Source organism: Cupriavidus sp. FW216-B1 (assembly GCF_058789195.1).
The window spans coordinates 1-20112 of sequence record NZ_JBYTEL010000027.1 but is presented as its reverse complement, the minus strand read 5'-3'; the positions used below and the strand labels follow the sequence as shown (position 1 = coordinate 20112).

The window sequence follows — 20112 nt, the reverse complement described above, 5'->3', positions numbered from 1 at the left end:
CCATGCTTCGTTTTCTTCTCGTCCTCCTGTTCGCCATGAGCGCCGCAACGCAAGGCGCGCACGCGCAGGCCGGCGCGCGCGCCGGTGCCCGCATCGGTGCTCCCATCAACGGCGAGCCCGACTACGCCGCCCTCGCCGCGCAGGGCGGCCTGCCGCCGCCGGGCGCCACTGGCATGGCCGCCGAAGCCGCCATCCCCACGGTGCCGGCACGTCCCGCCCAGCCCGTGCCGGACAGCGCGCCGCAGAATGATGACTATGTCGCCAACCTCGCCAGCGACGCCTTCGGCGCGCAGCTCTTCACCGGCGCCTTCAGCCGCGAGAGCGCATCGGTCTTCAATCCCAGCCACGTCATCTCCGTGGGCGACCGCATCCAGTTGCGCATGTGGAACGGCTACAACCTCGACACCGTGCTCGCGGTGGACGCCGGCGGCAACATCCTGCTGCCCGAGGTCGGCCCGTTCCGCGTGCAGGGCATCGCCAACGCCGACCTGCAGGCCGCCGTCACCGCCGCGCTGCGCCGCGTGTTCGCCGGCCGCGTCTCCATCTACGCCAGCCTGCTCGCCGCGCAGCCCGTGCGCGTGTACGTCACCGGCGCCGTCTACCGCCCCGGCATGTACAACGGCACCTCCAGCGACAGCGTGCTGCGCTACCTCGACCAGGCCGGCGGCATCGACCCCGAGCGCGGCTCCTTCCTCGACGTGGCCATCAAGCGCGGCACCCAGACCCTCGCCGTGGTCAACCTCTACGACTTCCTGCTCAAGGGCGAGCTCGCCACGCGCCAGCTCAACAACGGCGACGTGATCTTCGTCCAGCCGCGCAAGCACACCGTCAAGGTCGGCGGCCTCGCCGAGAACGCCCGGCGCTTCGAATTCCAGGGCGAGCAGGCGCGGCTCGACCAGATCGCCCGGCTGGCCAAGCCGCTGCCGTCGGCCACCAACGTGCGCGTGGTGCGCAACACCGGCACCATTCGCAATGTCGAATACTTCCCGATCTCCCAGGACCGGGAAATCATCCTGCAAGACGGCGACGAGATCGAATTCACCGCCGACAAGCGCCCCGGCACCATCACCGTGCGCGTGGAAGGCGAACACGCCGGCCCGCAGGAATTCGTGCTGCCCTACGGCAGCCGCATGGGCGAGCTGCTCAGCCAGGTCGCGTTCACGCCGCAGTCCGACGCCGACAGCATCCAGCTCTACCGCCTCAGCGTGAAGGCGCGCCAGAAAGTGCTGCTCGGCACCGCGCTGCGCAGCCTCGAATCCAGCGTGCTCACCGCCCGCTCCGGCACCGCCGACGAAGCCCAGCTGCGCAAGGAAGAAGCCGCGCTGGTCCTGCAATGGGTGGAGCGCGCCCGCAAGATCGATCCCACCGGCCAGACCCTGATCGCCAGGGCCAGCACGCGCGACCAGCTGCTGCTGGAAAACGGCGACATCCTGCGCGTGCCGGTCAAGGACGGCCTCGTCATCGTCAACGGCGAAGTCCTGTTCCCCAACGCCGTCGCCTTCGACGCCGGCATGAGCGTGGCCGACTACATCCAGCAGGCCGGCGGCTACTCGCAGAACGCCGACAGCGCCCGCGTGATCGTCGCCCACCGCGACGGCAGCTTCTCGGAAAGCAAGTGGGGCACGCAGGTGCGCCCGGGCGACGAAATCCTGGTGCTGCCGCGGGTGGACATGAAGACGCGGCAGTTCGCGAAGGATGTGTTTCAGATTCTTTATCAGTTGGCGATTTCGGCCAAGGTGGTGTTGGGGTTGTGAGGGGGAGTATGCAAAACCAGAGGTATATCGATGCTCGCCTGACTGCGGTGGTTCCCGTCGATCTGCTGCGCAGGCCGGCCGAGTTGTTGCGGCGAATGGTGGATCAGGTCAGTTTCCCGGGCATGAACCAACTGAAGATGGTGATTGCGCATAACGACCGCGGTAGCCGACACGACCGGGCATTGGTCGATGTGCTGTCCAGATTTCCGCATGTCACGCTGGTCTCGCACATGTTCTATGGCGGCGCGGTAAACAACGCACACCTTCGTAACCGCGCGGTCGAGAAGGTGGACACGGAAATGCTCGTGCTACTGGACGCTGACCTGCACCCTAATCCGACGCTGTTGGCAGAGAGTAGCCGCTTGTTGGAGTTGCAGGAAGAAAGGCTGGTGATTCTGCCTTGCCTCTATCTCACCAAATGGGCCAGTCAGCGTTTGCGAACCGGCCGTGAAACGCCGGACACGATACTCGGCGGCTATTTCTCGTTCCGGCGCCGATATTTCCAGCACATGGCGAGCCCATCCTCGGTGCTGGTGATGCGAACGCAGGACTACAGGGATTTGGGCGGCTTCGACGAGGAATTCCAGGGGCACGGCTACGAGGATTTCGATTTCATGCTGCGCCTTGCTATGCGCCACGGTCTGGTGCCCCGTACCGAGGACTTGCTCGAGAACAAGAGCTTTCGGGCTCCCTTGCTGGCCGTGGGCTTTCGCAAGTATCTGGGACGCCTCAGCTTGCCACGCTTGTTGGAGAAACGGGTGGTGCTGCATCTCTACCATGACAAGCCAGTTGACGGCTATTACCACGCACGAGCCAAGAATGCGGCCCGGCTGCAGCGCAAGTTGCGTGCGTATATCGGCACCGCTGCCGGCGAAACGTACTGCCGGGAGTTTCTGGTGGACGAGTTCCTGGAATGTTGCCGGAAGCAGGGTGTATCCGCACAGGACTATCTGGTGCTCTTCGACACGCGACCGGGCCATATCGACAGGCTGAGCAAATGGACTGATCGACTGAAGTACGTGCTAGGCATGTGTTGAGATGCGGCGCCGGCGGCCGCGGGCATGCGCATTCACCGATGCCGGAGAGTCGGTCGATGTTGCCATCCTGTGGATGGCCCCTCAGGGCGAGTCGGCAATCTTGGTGCATTCAACCCACATCGTAATGAGTCAAAAGATGACAACGACAGCAAAGACGTCCACGGTAACTACCGCATCTCAAAGACAAGGAAACGCGCGACGCGCCAAGTCTCGCCTCGGCAGGAAGATGCGCAAGCTCCTGAATGAACCCGGCTTGTTCTTTCGCGACATGCTGGAGAAGCAGCGGGCTCGTCTGACTCGGTCCAGTGAACCGAAAGTCAGGGCTGGGTCGGTCAAAGGCGAGCGGCTCTATTCGGTAGTGGCAGCGGTCTACAACGTCGACGCCTATCTGGATGATTTCTTCTCCAGCATGACCGCGCAGTCGCTTGATTTCGGCAAACATATCGAGCTGATCATGGTTGACGACGGCTCCACCGACCGTTCGGCGCAGATCATCCGGCGTTGGCAGCGTAAGTATCCCGCCAGTATCCGATATATCCGCAAGGACAACGGCGGGCAGGCTACTGCTCGCAATTTGGGGTTGGAGTGGGTTCGTGGCAGCTGGGTGACGTTCATCGATCCGGACGATTTCGTCGACGCCGGCTACTTCGCCGCCGTGGAGAAACACCTTGCGTCGATCCAGGGCAAACCGGCCCTGATCTCAAGCCGTTTCATTTTTTACCACGAGGATAAGAAGGCGTTCTCGGATACCCACCCCTTGAAATATCGCTTCAGCAAGGGCACCACGGTGGTCGATTACGCCAAACCGACCAAGCACATACAGCTGTCGTGCAATTCCGCCTTCTTCGACGCCGCGCTGTTGCTGGCCGACAAGACTTTGCGCATGGACGAGCGCATCCGGCCAAATTTCGAGGATGCACATTTCGTCAATACCTATCTGGCAGCCAGCCCCAACAAGGAGGTGGTATTCCTTGCGACCGCGAAGTACTACTACAGAAAGCGTTCGACGGGAGCGTCCACCTTGGATACGGCATGGGAGAAGCCGGGGCTGTTCGGAGACGTGCTTGAGCATGGCGTGCTGGACATGCTGAGACGGCATGCAGCAAAAGGGGCCGTGCCCGGATACGCCCAGCGCGTGGCGCTCTATCACATGATCTGGTACTTCCGCCAGTTGATGGACAAGCCCGGCACCTTGAACGTGCTCGACGATGCCGGCAAGGCGAGGTTCCTGGACCTCACGGATCAGATATTCTCGTATATCGATCGCGCCACCATCATGGAGTTCGAGCTTGGCGGCACGTGGTGGCTGCATCGTGTGGGTCTGCTGAGTATGTTCGGCAAGGCACCGCTCGGATTTCAGCGCATTTACTTCGAAGACTACGATCCGGAGCAGAGGCTCTTGCAGGTTCGCTACTTCACGGCAAAGCCAGGTTTCGAAGCGTTCGTTGTCGACGGAGTGGAAGTGGTACCGACGCACGCCACCACGCGTGCGCATCTTTTCGTCGGCAGGGAGTTCGCTTTCGAGCGGCTGGTCTGGATTGCGGTCCCGCAGACCGGCAAGCTTTCGGTGGCGCTCGATATCCAGAAGGTCGAGCTCGTCGTGGGAGGCGTGTCACAGGCAAGCGTGGAAATATCTCAGTTGAGAGCTATTTTTGACAAACGCCGCTCGGCGGTTGCTGGCAACCTGCCACGACTCACGAGATTGCTGAGATGGCTCGCAGGACGCGAGTTCGTGATGCGCCGCTATGGCGGCGCATGGGCACTTGCCGATCGGGATGTCCGTGCCGATGACAATGCCGAGCATCTTTACCGATACATCCAATCGCACGAGCCTGGCATCAATGCCTATTTTCTGCTGCGCCGAAATTCCCTGGATTGGGCGCGGCTCCGGGCGGAGGGTTTCCGACTGGTTCCTTTTGGCGGGCTCCGGCACAGGTTGCTGCTCTTGAACTGCGCACATCTGATTTCGTCCCATGCCGACGCGTACATGACCAGCTTCATGCACGAAACATGGTATCGGGACATGTTGCGCTATAGGTTTACCTTTCTTCAGCACGGTGTGATTCACAACGACTTGTCGCACTGGATGAATGGCAAGCGGATCGATTGCTTCGTTACCAGTGCAGAACGTGAGGCAGAGTCTATTTCTGGCCCATCCCGATACAAGTTCTCGTCCAGGGAGGTGGTGCTGACCGGCTTGCCGAGACATGACGAACTGGTGCGCCGCTCCGGAAAGACCGAGCGCGTCATCCTAGTGATGCCCACCTGGCGGAAGAACCTGGTCGGCAGTGCGCTGGGAAAGACCAATATGCGCGGGCTCAATCCTGATTTCGAATCCACTGATTATTTCCGGGAGTGGAGTGGACTGCTGCGTAGCGATGCGTTCGGGCAGATGGCCAAGCGTGCGGGATATCGCATCATCTTCCATCCCCACCCCAATATCCGCCCCTATCTGTCGCAGTTCGGATTGCCGTCCTATGTCGAGGTGTTGGGTGATGATATAGAAGGGGGAATGCAGTCTCTGTTCAAGGCGGCCTGCGTGATGGTGACCGACTACTCTTCGGTCGCGTTCGACATGGCATTGATGAGAAAAGCCGTTATCTATTTTCAATTCGACGCCGAAAGCCTGTACGACGGAACGCATATCGCCGACGAGGGCTATTTCCACTATGGGGACGACGGCTTCGGTCCCGTGTGCCGGGACTGGAAGGAGGTGCTCTCGAGCATGCAATCCATTCTTGGCGACGAAGGCAGGATGCCGACGCCGTATGCACTGCGAGCCGAAGCGTTTTTCCGCTACCGCGATGGCGGAAACTGTGCGCGTGTCGTCGATGCTGTACAGCGAGTCTCCAGAGCGGCGCCAGGGCATGATGCCGACGAAGCTGCCTTGTTGGAACGCGCAAGGGCCGCCTCCGCGGCAAGGAAGTGGACCTTCGCGGAAGGCCGGTGGGAAGCGTTGGAAAAGCGCTCTCCCGATACGACACTGGAACTCATCCGCGCCAAACGGCAACTCGGCAAGCTCGACGAAGCGTTGTCGCTCGCTTGCGAACGTCCGCAGGACGGTTACCCGCTCGCATGGAAGATCGAGTATGCGGAATTGTTGTCGGCAAAGCAGGACTGGGAGGAAGCCGCTGCTGCGTGGATCGCCGTCTGCTCCGAACTGGAGCCGGAACATCGGTTCTGGATCGATGCGATGCTCAGGCGGATTGAAGCACATGTGCGCTCGGGCAACCTTCAGCGTGCGATGCGAGAACTGCGGCACCTGCCAGACACTGCGCGCGCGGACGCAAACTGCCGTCATGCTCGGGTCCATGTCGCGCTTCGGAAGCGGGCTTGGGACGAGGCGGTGGGGCTGTGGGAAACCCTGCCTGCACAGCAAACAAAGTACGCGACGGAGGAAGCGAGGCTGGCATTGGGCTGGGCCTACTATCGCCTGGGTCGCAAGGACAAGGCGGGCAGCATGCTCGCGGGTCTCCTGAAGAGCCGGTCAGATTGGCGGGAAGCGAGGCAGTTGGCGTGCCGCCTGGCGTTGGATGGTGGCGAGCCAAAGAAGCTTGCGGAGGCGTGGGAGCGGCTGCTTGTGTCCGCAGGATATGCGGAGGCAGTGGCAGTGGAGGACGTAGGCTCGCTATTGGGCGAGCCTATGTCGGAGGAGGAGCAACTGGCACTGGCACGCGCGCTGCGTCAACATGGCAAACCGCGCCTGGCGCTGGCATTGCTGCAAGGATCACCGGCATTATCGGAAAGCCTGGCGCTCGCAGGGGAATTCATCACGTGCGCGCATCTGGCCCAGGACTGGCCGTTGGTGGTGGATTGGTCGCGGCGGCTTCTGGGCAGGCATGACATCGAAGACCAAGGCCGTCTGCTGCGTCTCGAGGCCGAAGCCAACCTCGCGCTTGGCAACCTCCCTGCGGCGAGGACGGCATTCGAGGCAGCGGTCGCGGCCGCGCCGGATGCAACGGACCTGCGGCTTGCCTGTGCTGACGTTGCGTATGCCACGGGCGATTTCGAAGAGGCGGCCTCTCACTGGTTTGCGGTATATGACTCGCATCGCCAGCGGCTTACCAATTTACCGCTTCCCGAGGGCCTTGTGCTGAAGCTGATCGGCCTGTGGCAAGCCATTGGAGAAATCGACCGGATCAGGCAACTCTTGTGCAGGGAGGCGGCATACCAACGGTTGTTCGGTGTGCTGTCGGCAAAAGTATTCAAGCCGGAGGACCTGGTTCAGTGCGCGGTCATGCTGGGCCAGTATGCCAATGAGGCCATTGCGGACCAGTCAGCCCGCGATGGCACGCCCCATGCGGCCAACGATGCTCCGCCACGGATCGCCAGAGTGGGGACAGAGTAATGGCCATTTTGAATAGAGTCCCGACCGGAGTCCTGGTAGCTAGCTTTCTGCCAGCTGTTTTGCTGGGGGGGTGCACGGTGCAGCACAGATCCGCATGGGAGCCGGTGGCCGCCTGCGTGGATTATGCGCAGATGCAGCCGCACGTTCATGTGGTACGGACGGACCTGCACTGTCCCGAGGTACGGCTCGAGGTGACGCCGGAGGGGCAGCGAGGTCAGACTACCTCCGGGTATGCTAGGGAATCGGGCGTCACCGTTGCGGTCAATGCGAATTTTTTCCAGATGGACACGCTAGTGCCCAGGGGAGACGTGGTGGCGGGAGGCGTGGCATGGCGTCAGGTGAGCAAGGCCGATGGCTTACCCAGACTGGTATGCGATCGCAGCAAGCGGTGCGAAATATCGGTTGTCTCCGAGAGAGGAGACGGCATTTCGGAGATGAAACCCGACATTGAGGTAACAGGTCTGCAGTTCTACCGCGATGGGGGTTTTCATTGTTCTCCCGGCGCGCCGGCTGCCTGTGCCGGTAGCAACGCCAGCGAGAAAAATCCCCGCACGCTGGCTGGCCTGTCTCTTGACGGACGGTGGCTTTACCTCCTCGTGCTGGAGGGACGGCAGCGATCGTTCTCGGGCTTTACCCTCGCTGAATCTGCCGGCCTGCTCGCAGGTCTTCGAATCGATGCCGGACTCAATCTCGACGGCGGCGGCAGTTCGACCCTCGTGATCAATGGCCGCCGTGTCAATGCCTTGCCTGTGAAGCAGGCCGCGGAGCGTCCCGTTGCGAATCAGCTTGGCATTCGAACAATGCGGGTGCAGCCGTGATCGGAATCTTGTCGCGCGGCGTTTTGCGCATTCCAAATCTTGACGCGCTGATTGGTGAGAAATCGGTAAGGTTGCGAGCCTGGCAGCGGCCGCCGGTAGGGCTCTCGGCGATTGCCGGCTGGGGACGCCGGCAGTCCTCCGCACGAGCCCGCTCTTTGGCACAGACCTGCATGTTGCCGTACATCGCACTTGAGGACGGCTTTCTGCGTTCGATCTGGCCCGGGCCCGCGGAGCGGACACTCTCAATGGTGACGGATCGCACAGGCATCTACTATGATGCGAGCCAGCCCTCGGACCTCGAGAACCTCATTGCCCATCCTCGCCAGGATGCGCGCACGATGGCGCAGGCGCGCAGCGCCATGGATCGCCTCCGCCGACATCGTCTGTCGAAATACAACCACGCACCGGCGATCCAGTTGCCCGTCACACCAGGGAGGCGGCGCGTGCTGGTGGTAGATCAGACAGCGGGAGATATGTCGGTTGTCCTTGGCGGCGCAAGCGCGGCAACTTTCGCGGCCATGCTTGCCGCGGCGCAAGTGGATCACCCGGAAGCGCAGATATGGGTCAAAGCGCATCCCGAGGTAATCCAGGGCCGCAAGAGCGGCTATCTCGGTCGAACGCAGACGTCCACGCAAGTGCGCTGGCTGGAGCGGGAGTGCTGCCCGCATTCGCTGATCGAGCAGTTCGACTATATCTACGTCGTTACGTCGCAGGTCGGCTTCGAGGCTCTGCTGCTCGGCAAGCCGGTGGTTTGCTTCGGCATGCCGTGGTACGCGGGCTGGGGACTTACCGATGACCGCCATCCCGATATCCACCGCCTGCGCCAGCGCCGGCCGGCGCCGCGTTCGCTCGAGCAATTGTTCGCGGCAGCCTATCTGCAATACACACGCTATATCCATCCTATGACGGGGAAACCGGGGCAACTCGCCGATGTCGTCGACTGGCTTGCGCGCAACAAGATCTTGAACGACCAGGTTCGGGGGACTCTGTATTGCATAGGCATGAGTCCCTGGAAGCGGGCGATCGTGCGGCCCTTTCTTGCCATGCCATCCAATCGCCTTGTCTTCATGCGGAAGATGGAGGAGCACCATCTGCATGGTTTGGCCGAGGACGCAAGGATTGTGGTGTGGGGAAGCCAGCATCTAGCGCTGCGGGAGGCCTCTATCGAGGCAGGAGTGCCAGTCATGCGGGTCGAAGATGGTTTCATCCGCTCCGCGGGACTCGGGTCCGATCTGCATGCTCCGCTTTCGCTCGCGCTTGACGGTCCAGGCATTTACTACGATCCGGCCTCATCCAGTCAACTTGAGTATTTGCTGGAAACGACAGTCGTTAGCGACGAGGAACGACTGCGGGCAGCACGCTTGCGCGACATCTTGCGGCGGCAGGGGATCAGCAAATACAACGTCGGCGGCGCATTTGCTCTTGATCGCGAGAGTGCGGGGCGGCGTGTGCTGCTGGTACCGGGCCAAGTGGAAGACGACGCCTCGATTTGCTATGGGTCACCCTTGATCCGGCGTAACAAAGACCTGTTGCGCGCGGTTCGGGCAGCCAATCCCGACGCATGGATTGTCTACAAGCCGCATCCCGATGTGGTCGCCGGCAATCGGCGCGGCGCGGTGGAAGACGTTGCGCTTGCTGGGCTCGCGGACCAGGTGGGAGCTCACGCCAACATCACCGCCTGTATAGCGCTCGCAGACGAGGTGCATACGATGACATCGCAAGCCGGCTTCGACGCCTTGCTGCTTGGAAAGCCCGTGCATTGCTACGGCGCGCCGTTCTATGCGGGCTGGGGCCTGACTACGGACATCCTGCAACTGCCGCGCAGGCGACGCCGCTTGTCCGTCGAAGAACTGGCTTATATCGCACTCTGCAGGTATCCGTACTACCGGCTGCCTGAAGGGTATGGCTGCTGCGCGCTGGAGGATGTTCTGACGTACCTTGGGCCGGCGGATCAAAGAGGTGTTGTCGATATCGGTGTTCATTGGCTGGCACGGCAGTATCGCAAGGCAAGGGCGCTGATGCGTGCGCTGGGCTAGCCCATCGTCGCAGCCGTGCGCCGAATGGCGTGTGCGGAATGAAATGCGCGGAAGACGGGAGACTTCAGTTTTCAATGGAACCATCTGGTTTTCGACAACTCGCCGGGTATCGGCGAGTCCTTTTGCTTCAGGGTCCCAACGGTCCCTTTTTTGCCCGCCTGCGCGACTGTCTCGAGTCACTCGGTTGCCAAATATGGAAGGTCAACTTCAACGGTGGCGACGATCTCTTCTATCGCGACGGGCGAATCACGCGCTTTGCTGGGCAGATGACAGCTTGGCGGTCATTCTTGCGCGATCTGCTGGTGTCGCAGCGGATCGATGCTGTCGTGGTGTTCGGGGATTGCCGGCGGCCTCATCGCATGGCTGCGCAGATCGCGCAGGAGCTTGGGGTTGCTTTCTGGGTCTTCGAGGAGGGTTACGTCCGCCCCGACTACGTGACGCTCGAACGCGGCGGCGTCAACGCAAACTCGCCCATCGCGCGCTTGTCGCTCGCCGAAATGCCGGTGGTCAAGCCACCAGCCAAGCGGCGCCGATTCGAACATGGCTTTGCCCGGATGGCGTGGTATTCGTTCTGGTACTTTGCCGGCGGTATGCTTGGCCGCTACCGGTACCGGCACTACCGGCACCACAAGCCCTTCAGGTTCAGGGAACTCGGATTCTGGGTGCGTGCAGGTGTCCGCAAGCACGTTTACCGATGGCGGCAGCGCAAGAACATAGCTGGCCTGCTGGCGAAGAATGGTCCCGCATTCTTCATGGTGGCATTACAGGTGCACAACGATAGCCAGATATTGACGCACAGCCCCTGGCAGAGGATCGAGGCGTTCATCGAGTCGACATTGTTCTCTTTTGCGCGGCATGCACCGACGGACAGCGTTCTCGTTATCAAGCACCATCCGATGGATCGTGGACACACCAACTATGCGGCAGTGATTCGGGCGTGCGCGCAGCGTCTGGATATTCCCGGACGGGTGGTCTACCTGCACGATGCGCACCTGCCGACGCTGCTGCGGCATTGCAGCGGCCTCGTCACCATCAACTCCACGGCGGGCTTGCAGGCGCTCTTTCACGGCGTGCCGGTCATCGCGCTGGGCCGCTGTTTCTATGCGAAAGAGGGCATCACCTATCAGGGCAGCCTGGACGAGTTCTGGCGTGCCGCGCGGCCACCCGACCGGAAGCGGGTGGCGCATCTGCGCAACTACGTGATCCACGTCTCGCAGGTCAATTCCTCGTTCTACGCGGACCCGGCGCCTGGCCGGGCGGCACAGCCGGACGGCGCCTCGCCGGGTCTGTGGGCGAGGCTGTGCTGCGGACCCGGCCTGCGCGCTCCGTGGCTGCTGGAAGTCATCGGCCAGGCGATTCCCATCGCGCTGCAATGGGCGGTCACGCATATCGCCGCATGAAGGCGGCCGGGCGCGGCGGCCTGCGGGGACTACCGCCTACAACAACCCATCCAGCAAATCCGGCCCGAACACCTCGCGATGCACGCGCTCCGCCTTTACCCCGCGCGCCGCCAGCGCGGCGCGCTGCGCCTGCATGAAGGGCAGCGGGCCGCAGAGGTAGAAGTCGGCGTCGGCGAGGTCGTCGCCGGCGAAGATGACGTCGATGTCCATGCGGCCGGGCAGGGCGGGCTGGGCCAGGAATTCGGCCGGCTCGCCGGACTCGAGGAAGAAGTGGGTGCGCAGGCCGGGCAGCTGGCGCGCGGCGTGCTTGACGTCCTTGACGTGGGCCACGTGCGAGGCCATGCGCGCGGCGTGGCCGAAGACGACCTTGCGCGCGGGGTTGCGCTGCGCGACGGCGTTGAGCGCGGAGATCATGGGCGTGACGCCGACGCCGGCGGAGAGCAGCACGATGGGGTGGGCGGGCTCGATGGCGGGCGCGAAGTCGCCGAACGGCTGGCTGACCATCAGGACGTCGCCGGCGCGGGCGTTGTCGTGCAGCCAGTTGGAGACCGCGCCGGCGGGCAGGCCGGCGTCGTCGCCGCGCTCGCACTTGACGGAGATGCGCCAGGTGCGGCCGTTGGGCGCGTCGGAGAGGCTGTACTGGCGCTGCTGGAACACGCCGTGCGAGAGTTCCACCACCACGGAGATGTACTGGCCGGGCAGGAAGTCGGCGAGGGTGGTGCCGGGGACGGCTTCGAGCGTGAATGAGGTGATGTCGGCGCTCTGTTCCTCGCGCGCGACGATGCGCACCGGCTGGCGGTGGTCGGGGCCGGTGCCGGCGCGTTCGTAGAGGCGCGTCTCGGCGGCGATCAGCTCGGCGGCGAGCAGCCAGTAGGCTTCGTCCCAGGCGGCGACGAGCTCGGGCGTGGCGGCTTCGCCCAGCACTTCGCCGATGGCACCGAGCAGGTGGCGGGCGACGACGGTGTAGTGGCCGGGCTTGATGCCGACCGAGGCGTGCTTGTGGACGATGCGGCTGACCACCGGGGCCAGCGCGCTGTTGTCGCCGTAGTTGGCGGCATAGGCGAATACGGCGGCGGCGAGCGACTGCTGCTGCGCGCCGTTGGCCTGGTTGCCCATGTTGAACAGGTTGGTCAGTTCGGGCCTGTCGGCGAACATATTGCGATAGAACGCGGTGGTGATGGCCAGGCCATGCTGGCGCAGCACGGGTACGCTCGCATCGATCAGGGGTCTCGATTTTTCAGACAGCACTGCAACCTCCAAAGATATGCACTAAATGCAACAAATGGGGCGAATGAATCCGCAACAGGGGCGGCGGCGGGCGATCTGCGCTTTGTCCGCGTCACCTCGGAACCCATTCTATTAAACATGCATTTACCGTGCAACATAAATTTGCGGCATCGCAAAAGATGTATCGAAGGGCCATGTTAGACTGCGCGTGCCGCCGGCGCGGCGCCCGCGCGCCGCGCGCATGCCGGCTGCCCCGCATTCCGCACCACGATCCGCACGGCGGAGGACCACTTTGCATGAGACTGACCGACTACACCGACTACAGTCTGCGGACCCTGATCTACGTCGCGGTCCACCCGGGCGAGCTCGTCACCATCCAGCGCATCGCCGATGCGTTCGACATTCCCAAGAACCACCTGATCAAGATCGTGCAGAAGCTCGGCCAGGCCGGCTTCCTGCATACGGTGCGCGGGCGCGCGGGCGGGATCGAGCTGGGCCGGCCGGCGGCGGCGATCAACGTGGGGGAGGTGATCCGCACGATGGAGTCGGATTTCAGCCTGGTGGAGTGCTTCCAGGGCGACGACAATCATTGCGTCATCACGCGGGTGTGCGGCCTGCGCGGCGTGTTGTCGGCCGCGCTGCGGGCTTACTTCGACGTGCTGGACGCCTATAGCCTGCAGGACCTGGTGGCACGCCCGGCGGCATTGAGCCGCGCGCTGGCGCCGGATGGCGGCACGGTGGCCGGCATTCCGGTCAGGAGCGTGACACGCAAGGCGCGCGCGGCGCCCGGCGGCGGGACGGCGTAGGCGCGGCCCGGCGCTAGCCTTCGCGCCCGTCGGCGCGCGGACGCATCAGGAACGGCACGTACTTGAACAGGTACAGCGCGAACGCGGCCATCCACGCCACCGCCGCGGCGGCGATCCAGAACGGCTTGTACTGCGGCAGGACCAGCGGCCCGGCCACGCGCAGCACGGCCGCGGCGAAGACCGCCGCGTAGGCCGCCGTCTCCACCGCGCGCGCTTCGAGCAGGCGCCCGGTGTGGCCCAGCGCGGTGCGCGTGATCATGCCGATGATGGCGCAGCCGATCGCGCCGACGGTCAGCGCATGCAGGGCCGAGGAGCGGTCCGCGTGGCCGAGCGCGGCGGCGGCCAGCAGCGCCAGGCCGAGCGGCAGGCAGACATAGGCCAGGTGCAGGATGCCGATCAGCGGGCGGCGCAGCGCCCGCCGCGAGCCCCAGCCGCCCAGGCGCACGGCGTGCGCCAGCGCCGCCAGCAGCGCGAGCGCGGCGGTGATCATGCCTTGCGGCGCCAGCGCGCACGCCGCCATCGCGGCCAGCGTCAGCGGCACCACGGTGCGCTCGGCCAGCGGCGAGCGGCGGATGCGCACGCCGGGCACGCTGTTGGCCGTGAACATCGGGATGACGCGCCCGCCGATCACGGTGATGAACACCACCACCAGCCCGATGCCCGCCTCCGCGCTTTGCAGCGCCGCCGGCACGGCGCCGCGCGCCAGCGCCACGTGGAACGCCACGTTGAGCGCCCACAGCAGGAACAGCGCGCCGGCCAGGCCATAGTTGCGCTTGCTGCCGGCGCGCACCAGCACGTGCAGGAAGCTGGCCGCGCACAGCGGCAGGAAGGCCAGGTCCAGCGCCACCGCGAGCGGCGCCGGACCGGTCCACATCAGCACGCGCGCGGCCAGCCAGAGCGCGGCCAGCCCGGCCAGCGCCGCGCCGCGCGGCGTCTGCAGCCCGGTCCAGTTCCTGCCCGCCGTGAAGAGGAAGCCGACCACCACCGCGGCGGCAAAGCCGAACACCATTTCATGCGCATGCCAGAGCATGCCGCCCATCGGCGGCTGCGCGGCGCCGGCCGGCCACCAGCCCAGGTAGATGGCGGCCCACGCGCCGACCGACAGCACGGCGAACGCCGCCGCGAGCAGGTAGAAGGGCCGGAATGCCAGCGCCAGCACGGGCAGCCCGCCGTGGCGGGCGGACGCGGGGCGGGACGGCGGCGGGGTCTGGAGCAGCGGCTGCATGGATGCCGCGCGCGGTGTCGGGTCGGGGTGCATGGTGTCGATCGATGTGGTCATGGCGCGGCTTCCTTCCCGTTCGTTTTTTTCTGGCCGGCCGGCATCCTGCCGCATGGCAGTCTCACGACGATTCTATAAAACAAGCATTTTTAATGCAACATAAAAGACGGCATGCGAACGTGTCTGACGGAAAAGGCCGGCGGGGCCGCCGGGCGCATCCGTTCCTGCCGCAAGCCCGTCACTCCGGGGCCCGGCAAAGCTGCCGCGGGCGGCAGCGGTGGTCAGATGACCGCCGGAATGTGCGTGCGGAAAGCGCAAGCCGGCCGCACCCTGAAAGACGCGAGTGCCGGCGAACGGGCATTCCCGTGCGCAGGGCACTCGCTCTTGGCGCGCTTGTGATCCTTCAGGCTTTGCCGGCGGCGGCGGGGGTGGCGCGGAACGTCACGCCCAGGCGGTTGAAGGCGTTCATCAGGCCGATGGCATACGTCAGGTCGACCAGTTCCTTGTCGCTGAATTCGGCCGCGGCGGCTTCGTAGTCGGCATCGGGAACGCCGGTGTCGGCCACGCGCGTCACGGTTTCCGCCCAGGCAAGCGCGGCGCGCTCGCGGGCGCTGAACAGATTCCCGGCCTCGCGCCACACGGGCACCAGCACGAGCTTGTCCACGGAAAGGCCCTGCGTGAGCAGGTCGCGGGAATGCATGTCGATGCAATAGGCGCAGCCGTTGATCTGCGAAACCCGCAGGTACACGAGATTGACCAGTTCCTGCGGAAGGCCGCATTTCTGGAGGGACATGTACACCCCGCCGAAGGCCTTGTAGCCCTCGGGGGAAACCTTTGCATAGTCGAGGCGATGGCTCATGACGCATCCTTCTGTGTGTTGATCCGGAGCCCTAATCATGGCGCATCTTGGCCTATCCCGGATGGTCCATGATTCGCCTTGCGACATGGGCCATGACGCCTGCCCGCGCGCCGCGTCAGATGAGCTTCAGGATGCGCCTGCCGAGATGTTCGGCGGTGGCCCGGGAGTCGATGTTCGTGAAGCCCAGCAGCAAGGCCGAGACGCCATCGCCCGCCGTCGTCCAGCGCGACAGCGCCTCGCCGTACAGGCCGTGCTCCCGCATGCTCGCCGCCAGCCGGCGATCCGAGCGCTGGCCCCGCAGGCGCAGGATCAGGTGCATGCCGCCCGGCTGCGCATCGATGCGCGCCTGCTTTCCCAGCACGCTTTCCAGGCCCGCCGTGGCGGCGTCCCGGCGCTCGGCATAGAGCTTGCGCATCCGCTGGATATGGCGCGCGAAATGGCCTTCCCTGATAAAGGCGGTGACGATCGCCTGCGTCAGCTGGGGGCTTCCGCCGGCGAAGACCTGGCTGATCCGCTCGAACCGCTCGACCTGCGTCGGCGGCACGACGAGATAGGCGAGCCGGATGCCGGGGAACAGCACCTTGCTGAACGTACCCGCGTAGAGCACGCGCTCGTCACGGTCGAGGCTTTTCAGCGCGGGCAGGGGGCGGCTGACGTAGCGGTATTCGCTGTCGTAGTCGTCTTCGACGATCCATGCGCGGTTTCGCGTGGCCCAGTCCAGCAGCGCCAGGCGCCGCGGCAAGGACAGGGACACGCCCAGCGGGCTCTGGTGCCCGGGCGTGACCACCGCCGCGCGTGCTCGCGGCGCCGCCTCGATGCCGGCGGCGACGACCAGGCCGTCGCGGTCCACCGGCACCGGCACGGTGGCGAGGTGCATGTGCTCCAGCAGTTCCCGCGTGGGCGGGTAGCCCGGGTCTTCGAGCCAGACGCGGTCCCCCGCCTTCCACAGCGCCTGGCAGATCAACTGCATGGTGTGCCGGTATCCCGAGGTCACGAACACCTGCGACGCGGCGCAGTGGATCCCGCGCGAGACCTGCAGGTACGCGGCGATCTCGGCGCGCAGGCCCGGCAGGCCGTATACGGACGGGTGCGCCATGTCCGACGGCTGCATGGCGCGCACGCATTGCGCGCCCAGGCGTGCCCAGATCTTGCGGGGAAACATGTCCAGCGCGGGCAAGCCCATCTGGAACGGCAGCACCGAGTCCGGGCGGAAACTGAGTTCGGGCGCGTCGGTCCCCGGCGGCGGCATGGCGCCGCCGGCGGGCGGAAGCTTGAGGCCCGGCGTCACGATGGTCCCCGCCTGGCCGCGAGCCTGGATGTACCCCTCGGCGGCCAGCAGGGAATAAGCCGTTTCTATCGTGCCCCGCGCCAGTCCCAGTTCTTGCGTCAGCGCGCGCACCGAGGGTATCCGGTCGCCCGGCTTCAGCAATCCGCTGGTGATGGCGCCGCGAAAGCGCTCGTAGATCTGCCGGTAGAAAGGGGCGGCTGCCGCCGGATCCAGCGGCGCGAAATTGCCGTGCTTCGCGGTGGGAGTCATGGGCTGGCCTCGTCGATTGTCTCTTCGATGTCGTGAAAACCGTCGCCGGACCGGCGCGGCGCATGTCCGCGCATATTGGCTCGCCGGCGCCCGCGCGCCCGCCGCGCTCAGGCCGAGAACTTGTCCAGCAGCCGCAGCAGTTCCTCGAACTCCGCCTTGCTGAAATCCTTCAGGCGCGCGTTCAGCACCTCGGGGGCGATCTCGGGAATCCGCTCGGCCACGACGCGGCCCTTGTCGGTGAGTTCGAGGTTGACCACGCGGCGGTCCTCGATGCTGCGCGAGCGCGCCAGCAGGCCCTTTTGCTCCAGTTTGTCCAGCATGCGCGTCATCAGACCGGTATCGATGACCAGCAGCTTGCTCAGTTCGAACGGCGTGGTGGCGGTGCCGCGCGACAGCGACAGCAGGATGCCCATCTGCTGGGCGGTGATGTCGAGCTCCTTGAGCGCGGCATCCATTTCCATCAGCACGAGGTTGCGCGCCTTGTTGAGGTAGAAGCCGACGCTTTTCGTGAGGTTGAAGGTGTCCCTGGTGTAGTGCTTCATCCGGTTCCCCGCGTTGGCATGCAGATGTTCCGATCTTATTTGATTTGTCAGATAGCCTCAAGGTCAGAATCTACGGCCGGCTTTGCGAGCGGTCGCCGCAAGGCCTGTTCCGCCGGCTATTCCACCAGTTATTCCGCCAGTCCGCGGCTGGCGAAATAGTGCGCGGGCGAGTCCCCGAACGCGCGACGGAACATAGCGATGAAATTGCTCGGCGTGGCGTAGCCCAGCGCTTCGGCCACCTGCGCCACCGCCTCGCCGCGCGCCAGCCGCTCGAGCGCGTGGGTCAGGCGCGCCTGCTGGCGCCAGTGGGCGAAGCTCAGCCCGGTCTCGCCCTGGAACAGGCGCGACAGCGTGCGCGGCGACACGCCCGCCCACGCGGCCCATTCGGCCAGGCCGCAGTGATCGCCGGGCTGCGCCAGGATGGCGTCGCTGATGCGGCGCGCGCGCCGGTCCACGGGCAGCGGCAGGTGCAGCGGCTCGCGCGGCGCCTGCTCGATCTCGTCGAGCAGGACCGCGACGATGCGCTGCTGCGCGTCGTCGAGCGCGAACGGCGCCGGCCAGGAGGCGGCGCGGCCGACCAGCGCGCGCATGACGTCGCTGATGCCGAACACGCAGGGCAGGGGCGGCAGGTCGCGCGCCGCCGACGGCGCGACCCACACGTTCCAGCCGCTCAGCACCCCGCTGATGCTGATGCGGTGCATCTCGCCGGGCGGCATCCAGCCGGCGCGCTGCGCGGGCAGCAGCCAGGAGCCGTGGCGCGTGCGCACGTGCACCAGCCCGTTGTCGATGCAGAACAACTGGCCGCGCAGGTGCCGGTGCCAGCCCAGCTCGCGCGTGCCCAGGCGGAATGCGTTGCTGTCCCGGTCGCTGCCCCGCATGGCGATCAGGGCCGGGCCGCCGGGCTGCTCGTAGCGGTCGGCAAAGGTATCCAGCAGGTCGCGGGTGGCGGCGTCCACCGCAGCTTCGTCGTCCGCGGGGTCAGGCGGGCGGATTGGCATGGCTCGATTGCATTGTTTTTAGTCCAGGTAACGTTATCGAGTCTACGCGCTTCGCCCCGATACTGCTTCCCAGGCGCATCCCGATGCATTGATCCCGCGCCGCAGGAGAACAGACATGCAAGACCAGGTTTCCGCTTTCCGCGAATCCGCGAATTTCTTCATCCACGACGTTTCCGCCTTCCCGCTGGTGCTCGGCCGGCCCGAGACGCTGGTGCCCGGCTACGCCGGCCAGTGGTGCGAGGAGATGACCACGCTGGTGCGGCAGGCGCATCCGTTCGTCATCGTCATGGGCCCGCAGGCGGACGCGGAGCGGCACGAGGACCGGCGCCTGCGCGCCTTGTGGCTGAAGCACAACCGGGAGCCGCTGGTGCGGCGCTGCCGGCTGCTGGTCTACGTCGAGCCGGATGCGGCCAAGCGCGCCGGGCTGTCGGCGCTGGCGGCGCTGGCGGTCAAGGCGTTCGGCGTGCCGGTGGCGCTGACCGCCGGCATGGACGAGGCGCTGGCGCGCGGCGAGCAGGTCCTGCGTGCCGAGGCGGCACAGATGGCGCGTGAAGGGGCGCGCGAAGGGGCGAGGGACAGCGTCACGCAGTGACCGCGCCGGCGCCACGCTGTTGCCGCCGCGCCGGCAGAGCGCGGACACGGCAACGCGCCGCCGGCGCAGGGCGGCAGCGGAGAAGCAGCGGGGAAGCAGGGCGGAAGCGGAAAAGAGGAAGCCCGGCCGCCGGGGAAAACCGCCGGCGGCCGGGCCTGGCCCGCGGCGCCGCGCGCGCGGCAGGCCAGAATGCAACCGTGGAACGTGGCGGCCGGGCGGCCGCCGTCATGCGCTTAAGGCTTACGGCTTACTGCGACTTGGCGCCGTCCGTATAAGGGTCGCGCGTACCCGACTTGGCGCCGTCGGTGTAGGGGTCGCGCGTGCCGGACTTGGCACCGTCGGTGTAGGGATCGGCCTTGGTCTGGGTCGCGTTCAGGTCCGTGCGGGTCGACTTCTTGGCGCCGTCCGTATAGGGATCGAACTTGCCCGACTTGGCGCCATCGGTATAGGGATCGCGCGCGCCGGACTTGGCGCCGTCGGTATAGGGGTCGGGCTTCTTTTGCTGGCCATAGCTTGCGCCCGAGGCCACGGCAGCGGCGGCGACAAGTAAGGTCAGGGTGAGAACTTTGCGCATCGTTTGCTCCGGTAGTAGTGACAAGGCGCTTGCGGAATTTCCCCCGGCGGCAGGCCGTGGGACGCCCGGGCGTATGCTGCGTTTCGCACAGATAAATCCTAGGAGTGAAATCGGGGAGTCCGTAGGAAAACCTTGTAAGTGCTTGTTGCGGCAGCGCGGTCCATGACGGCAACGCGACTCCTGGCGCATTTGCCGGCAGGCGATATGGCGAAAGCCGCATGTTTCGCGATAACCGTGGGCCAATGCGTGCGCTTTGCGGCACAGCGGAGGACGAGCAGGAAATTCTTAGGAAAATTCCTTGACTATCTATCTACCAGTAGATAATATTCGGGTCATGGAAGCCGCTGCTCCGCCCCAGCCAGAAC

At 65.2% G+C, this 20112-nt stretch carries 15 protein-coding genes; 8 read left to right on the top strand and 7 right to left on the bottom strand.

The window, feature by feature from the left end:
• Positions 1 to 2 precede the first annotated feature (2 nt).
• From AC3WXD_RS31510 to AC3WXD_RS31485, 6 genes are all read left to right on the top strand, one after another.
• Positions 3 to 1754, top strand: coding sequence for a polysaccharide biosynthesis/export family protein (locus AC3WXD_RS31510; RefSeq protein WP_492325400.1), 1752 nt, complete (start codon positions 3 to 5; stop codon positions 1752 to 1754).
• Between the two features lie 8 nt (positions 1755 to 1762).
• On the top strand, positions 1763 to 2791 hold the full coding sequence (locus tag AC3WXD_RS31505; RefSeq protein ID WP_492325399.1) for a galactosyltransferase-related protein: 1029 nt from the start codon (positions 1763 to 1765) through the stop codon (positions 2789 to 2791).
• A gap of 226 nt (positions 2792 to 3017) precedes the next feature.
• Complete coding sequence (locus tag AC3WXD_RS31500; protein WP_492325398.1) at positions 3018 to 7139, top strand: CDP-glycerol glycerophosphotransferase family protein; 4122 nt, start codon at positions 3018 to 3020, stop codon at positions 7137 to 7139.
• The gene (locus AC3WXD_RS31495; RefSeq protein WP_492325397.1) at positions 7139 to 7957 is read left to right on the top strand and encodes a phosphodiester glycosidase family protein; all 819 of its coding nucleotides are present in this window, start codon (positions 7139 to 7141) and stop codon (positions 7955 to 7957) included. The genes AC3WXD_RS31500 and AC3WXD_RS31495 overlap by 1 nt, the downstream gene beginning before the upstream one ends.
• Entirely contained in the window at positions 7954 to 9993 is a 2040-nt protein-coding gene (locus AC3WXD_RS31490; protein WP_492325396.1) for a capsule polysaccharide biogenesis protein, read from the top strand. The genes AC3WXD_RS31495 and AC3WXD_RS31490 overlap by 4 nt, the downstream gene beginning before the upstream one ends.
• Before the next feature lie 74 nt (positions 9994 to 10067).
• On the top strand, positions 10068 to 11393 hold the full coding sequence (locus AC3WXD_RS31485) for a capsule polysaccharide biogenesis protein (protein ID WP_492325395.1): 1326 nt from the start codon (positions 10068 to 10070) through the stop codon (positions 11391 to 11393).
• A 36-nt stretch (positions 11394 to 11429) separates the two neighbouring features.
• On the opposite strand, the gene AC3WXD_RS31480 is transcribed toward AC3WXD_RS31485, so the two are convergent.
• Complete coding sequence (locus AC3WXD_RS31480) at positions 11430 to 12641, bottom strand: globin domain-containing protein (protein WP_492325394.1); 1212 nt, start codon at positions 12639 to 12641, stop codon at positions 11430 to 11432.
• A 275-nt stretch (positions 12642 to 12916) separates the two neighbouring features.
• Here AC3WXD_RS31480 and AC3WXD_RS31475 point away from each other — a divergent pair, with 275 nt between their 5' ends.
• Positions 12917 to 13426, top strand: a complete 510-nt coding sequence (locus AC3WXD_RS31475; RefSeq protein ID WP_492325393.1) for an RrF2 family transcriptional regulator — start codon at positions 12917 to 12919, stop codon at positions 13424 to 13426.
• Positions 13427 to 13439: 13 nt separating this feature from the next.
• Here AC3WXD_RS31475 and AC3WXD_RS31470 read toward each other — a convergent pair whose 3' ends face one another.
• The 5 genes from AC3WXD_RS31470 to AC3WXD_RS31450 form a co-directional block, all read right to left on the bottom strand.
• The gene (locus AC3WXD_RS31470; protein WP_492325392.1) at positions 13440 to 14705 is read right to left on the bottom strand and encodes an NnrS family protein; all 1266 of its coding nucleotides are present in this window, start codon (positions 14703 to 14705) and stop codon (positions 13440 to 13442) included.
• A 343-nt stretch (positions 14706 to 15048) separates the two neighbouring features.
• Positions 15049 to 15504, bottom strand: coding sequence for a carboxymuconolactone decarboxylase family protein (locus AC3WXD_RS31465; RefSeq protein ID WP_454731543.1), 456 nt, complete (start codon positions 15502 to 15504; stop codon positions 15049 to 15051).
• Between the two features lie 115 nt (positions 15505 to 15619).
• Positions 15620 to 17041: a MocR-like pyridoxine biosynthesis transcription factor PdxR gene (gene pdxR, locus AC3WXD_RS31460; RefSeq protein WP_059412692.1), complete on the bottom strand. Its 1422-nt coding sequence runs from the start codon at positions 17039 to 17041 to the stop codon at positions 15620 to 15622.
• A 107-nt stretch (positions 17042 to 17148) separates the two neighbouring features.
• Positions 17149 to 17583, bottom strand: a complete 435-nt coding sequence (locus AC3WXD_RS31455) for a MarR family winged helix-turn-helix transcriptional regulator (protein ID WP_020206932.1) — start codon at positions 17581 to 17583, stop codon at positions 17149 to 17151.
• 128 nt (positions 17584 to 17711) lie between these two features.
• Positions 17712 to 18581: an AraC family transcriptional regulator gene (locus AC3WXD_RS31450; protein WP_492325391.1), complete on the bottom strand. Its 870-nt coding sequence runs from the start codon at positions 18579 to 18581 to the stop codon at positions 17712 to 17714.
• A 115-nt stretch (positions 18582 to 18696) separates the two neighbouring features.
• Here AC3WXD_RS31450 and AC3WXD_RS31445 point away from each other — a divergent pair, with 115 nt between their 5' ends.
• On the top strand, positions 18697 to 19173 hold the full coding sequence (locus tag AC3WXD_RS31445; protein ID WP_492325390.1) for a hypothetical protein: 477 nt from the start codon (positions 18697 to 18699) through the stop codon (positions 19171 to 19173).
• 247 nt (positions 19174 to 19420) lie between these two features.
• Here AC3WXD_RS31445 and AC3WXD_RS31440 read toward each other — a convergent pair whose 3' ends face one another.
• Positions 19421 to 19747, bottom strand: a complete 327-nt coding sequence (locus AC3WXD_RS31440) for a hypothetical protein (protein WP_020206935.1) — start codon at positions 19745 to 19747, stop codon at positions 19421 to 19423.
• Positions 19748 to 20112: the final 365 nt, after the last annotated feature.

Excerpts from the sequence above, each read along its gene's own strand:
- AC3WXD_RS31510 (WP_492325400.1), top strand. The coding sequence starts at position 3 with ATGCTTCGTTTTCTTCTCGTCCTCCTGTTCGCCATGAGCGCCGCAACG.
- AC3WXD_RS31505 (WP_492325399.1), top strand. The coding sequence starts at position 1,763 with ATGCAAAACCAGAGGTATATCGATGCTCGCCTGACTGCGGTGGTTCCC.
- AC3WXD_RS31500 (WP_492325398.1), top strand. The coding sequence starts at position 3,018 with ATGCGCAAGCTCCTGAATGAACCCGGCTTGTTCTTTCGCGACATGCTG.
- AC3WXD_RS31495 (WP_492325397.1), top strand. The coding sequence starts at position 7,139 with ATGGCCATTTTGAATAGAGTCCCGACCGGAGTCCTGGTAGCTAGCTTT.
- AC3WXD_RS31485 (WP_492325395.1), top strand. The coding sequence starts at position 10,068 with ATGGAACCATCTGGTTTTCGACAACTCGCCGGGTATCGGCGAGTCCTT.
- AC3WXD_RS31475 (WP_492325393.1), top strand. The coding sequence starts at position 12,917 with ATGAGACTGACCGACTACACCGACTACAGTCTGCGGACCCTGATCTAC.
- AC3WXD_RS31470 (WP_492325392.1), bottom strand. The coding sequence starts at position 14,705 with ATGACCACATCGATCGACACCATGCACCCCGACCCGACACCGCGCGCG.
- AC3WXD_RS31465 (WP_454731543.1), bottom strand. The coding sequence starts at position 15,504 with ATGAGCCATCGCCTCGACTATGCAAAGGTTTCCCCCGAGGGCTACAAG.
- pdxR (WP_059412692.1), bottom strand. The coding sequence starts at position 17,041 with ATGACTCCCACCGCGAAGCACGGCAATTTCGCGCCGCTGGATCCGGCG.
- AC3WXD_RS31455 (WP_020206932.1), bottom strand. The coding sequence starts at position 17,583 with ATGAAGCACTACACCAGGGACACCTTCAACCTCACGAAAAGCGTCGGC.
- AC3WXD_RS31450 (WP_492325391.1), bottom strand. The coding sequence starts at position 18,581 with ATGCCAATCCGCCCGCCTGACCCCGCGGACGACGAAGCTGCGGTGGAC.
- AC3WXD_RS31445 (WP_492325390.1), top strand. The coding sequence starts at position 18,697 with ATGCAAGACCAGGTTTCCGCTTTCCGCGAATCCGCGAATTTCTTCATC.
- AC3WXD_RS31440 (WP_020206935.1), bottom strand. The coding sequence starts at position 19,747 with ATGCGCAAAGTTCTCACCCTGACCTTACTTGTCGCCGCCGCTGCCGTG.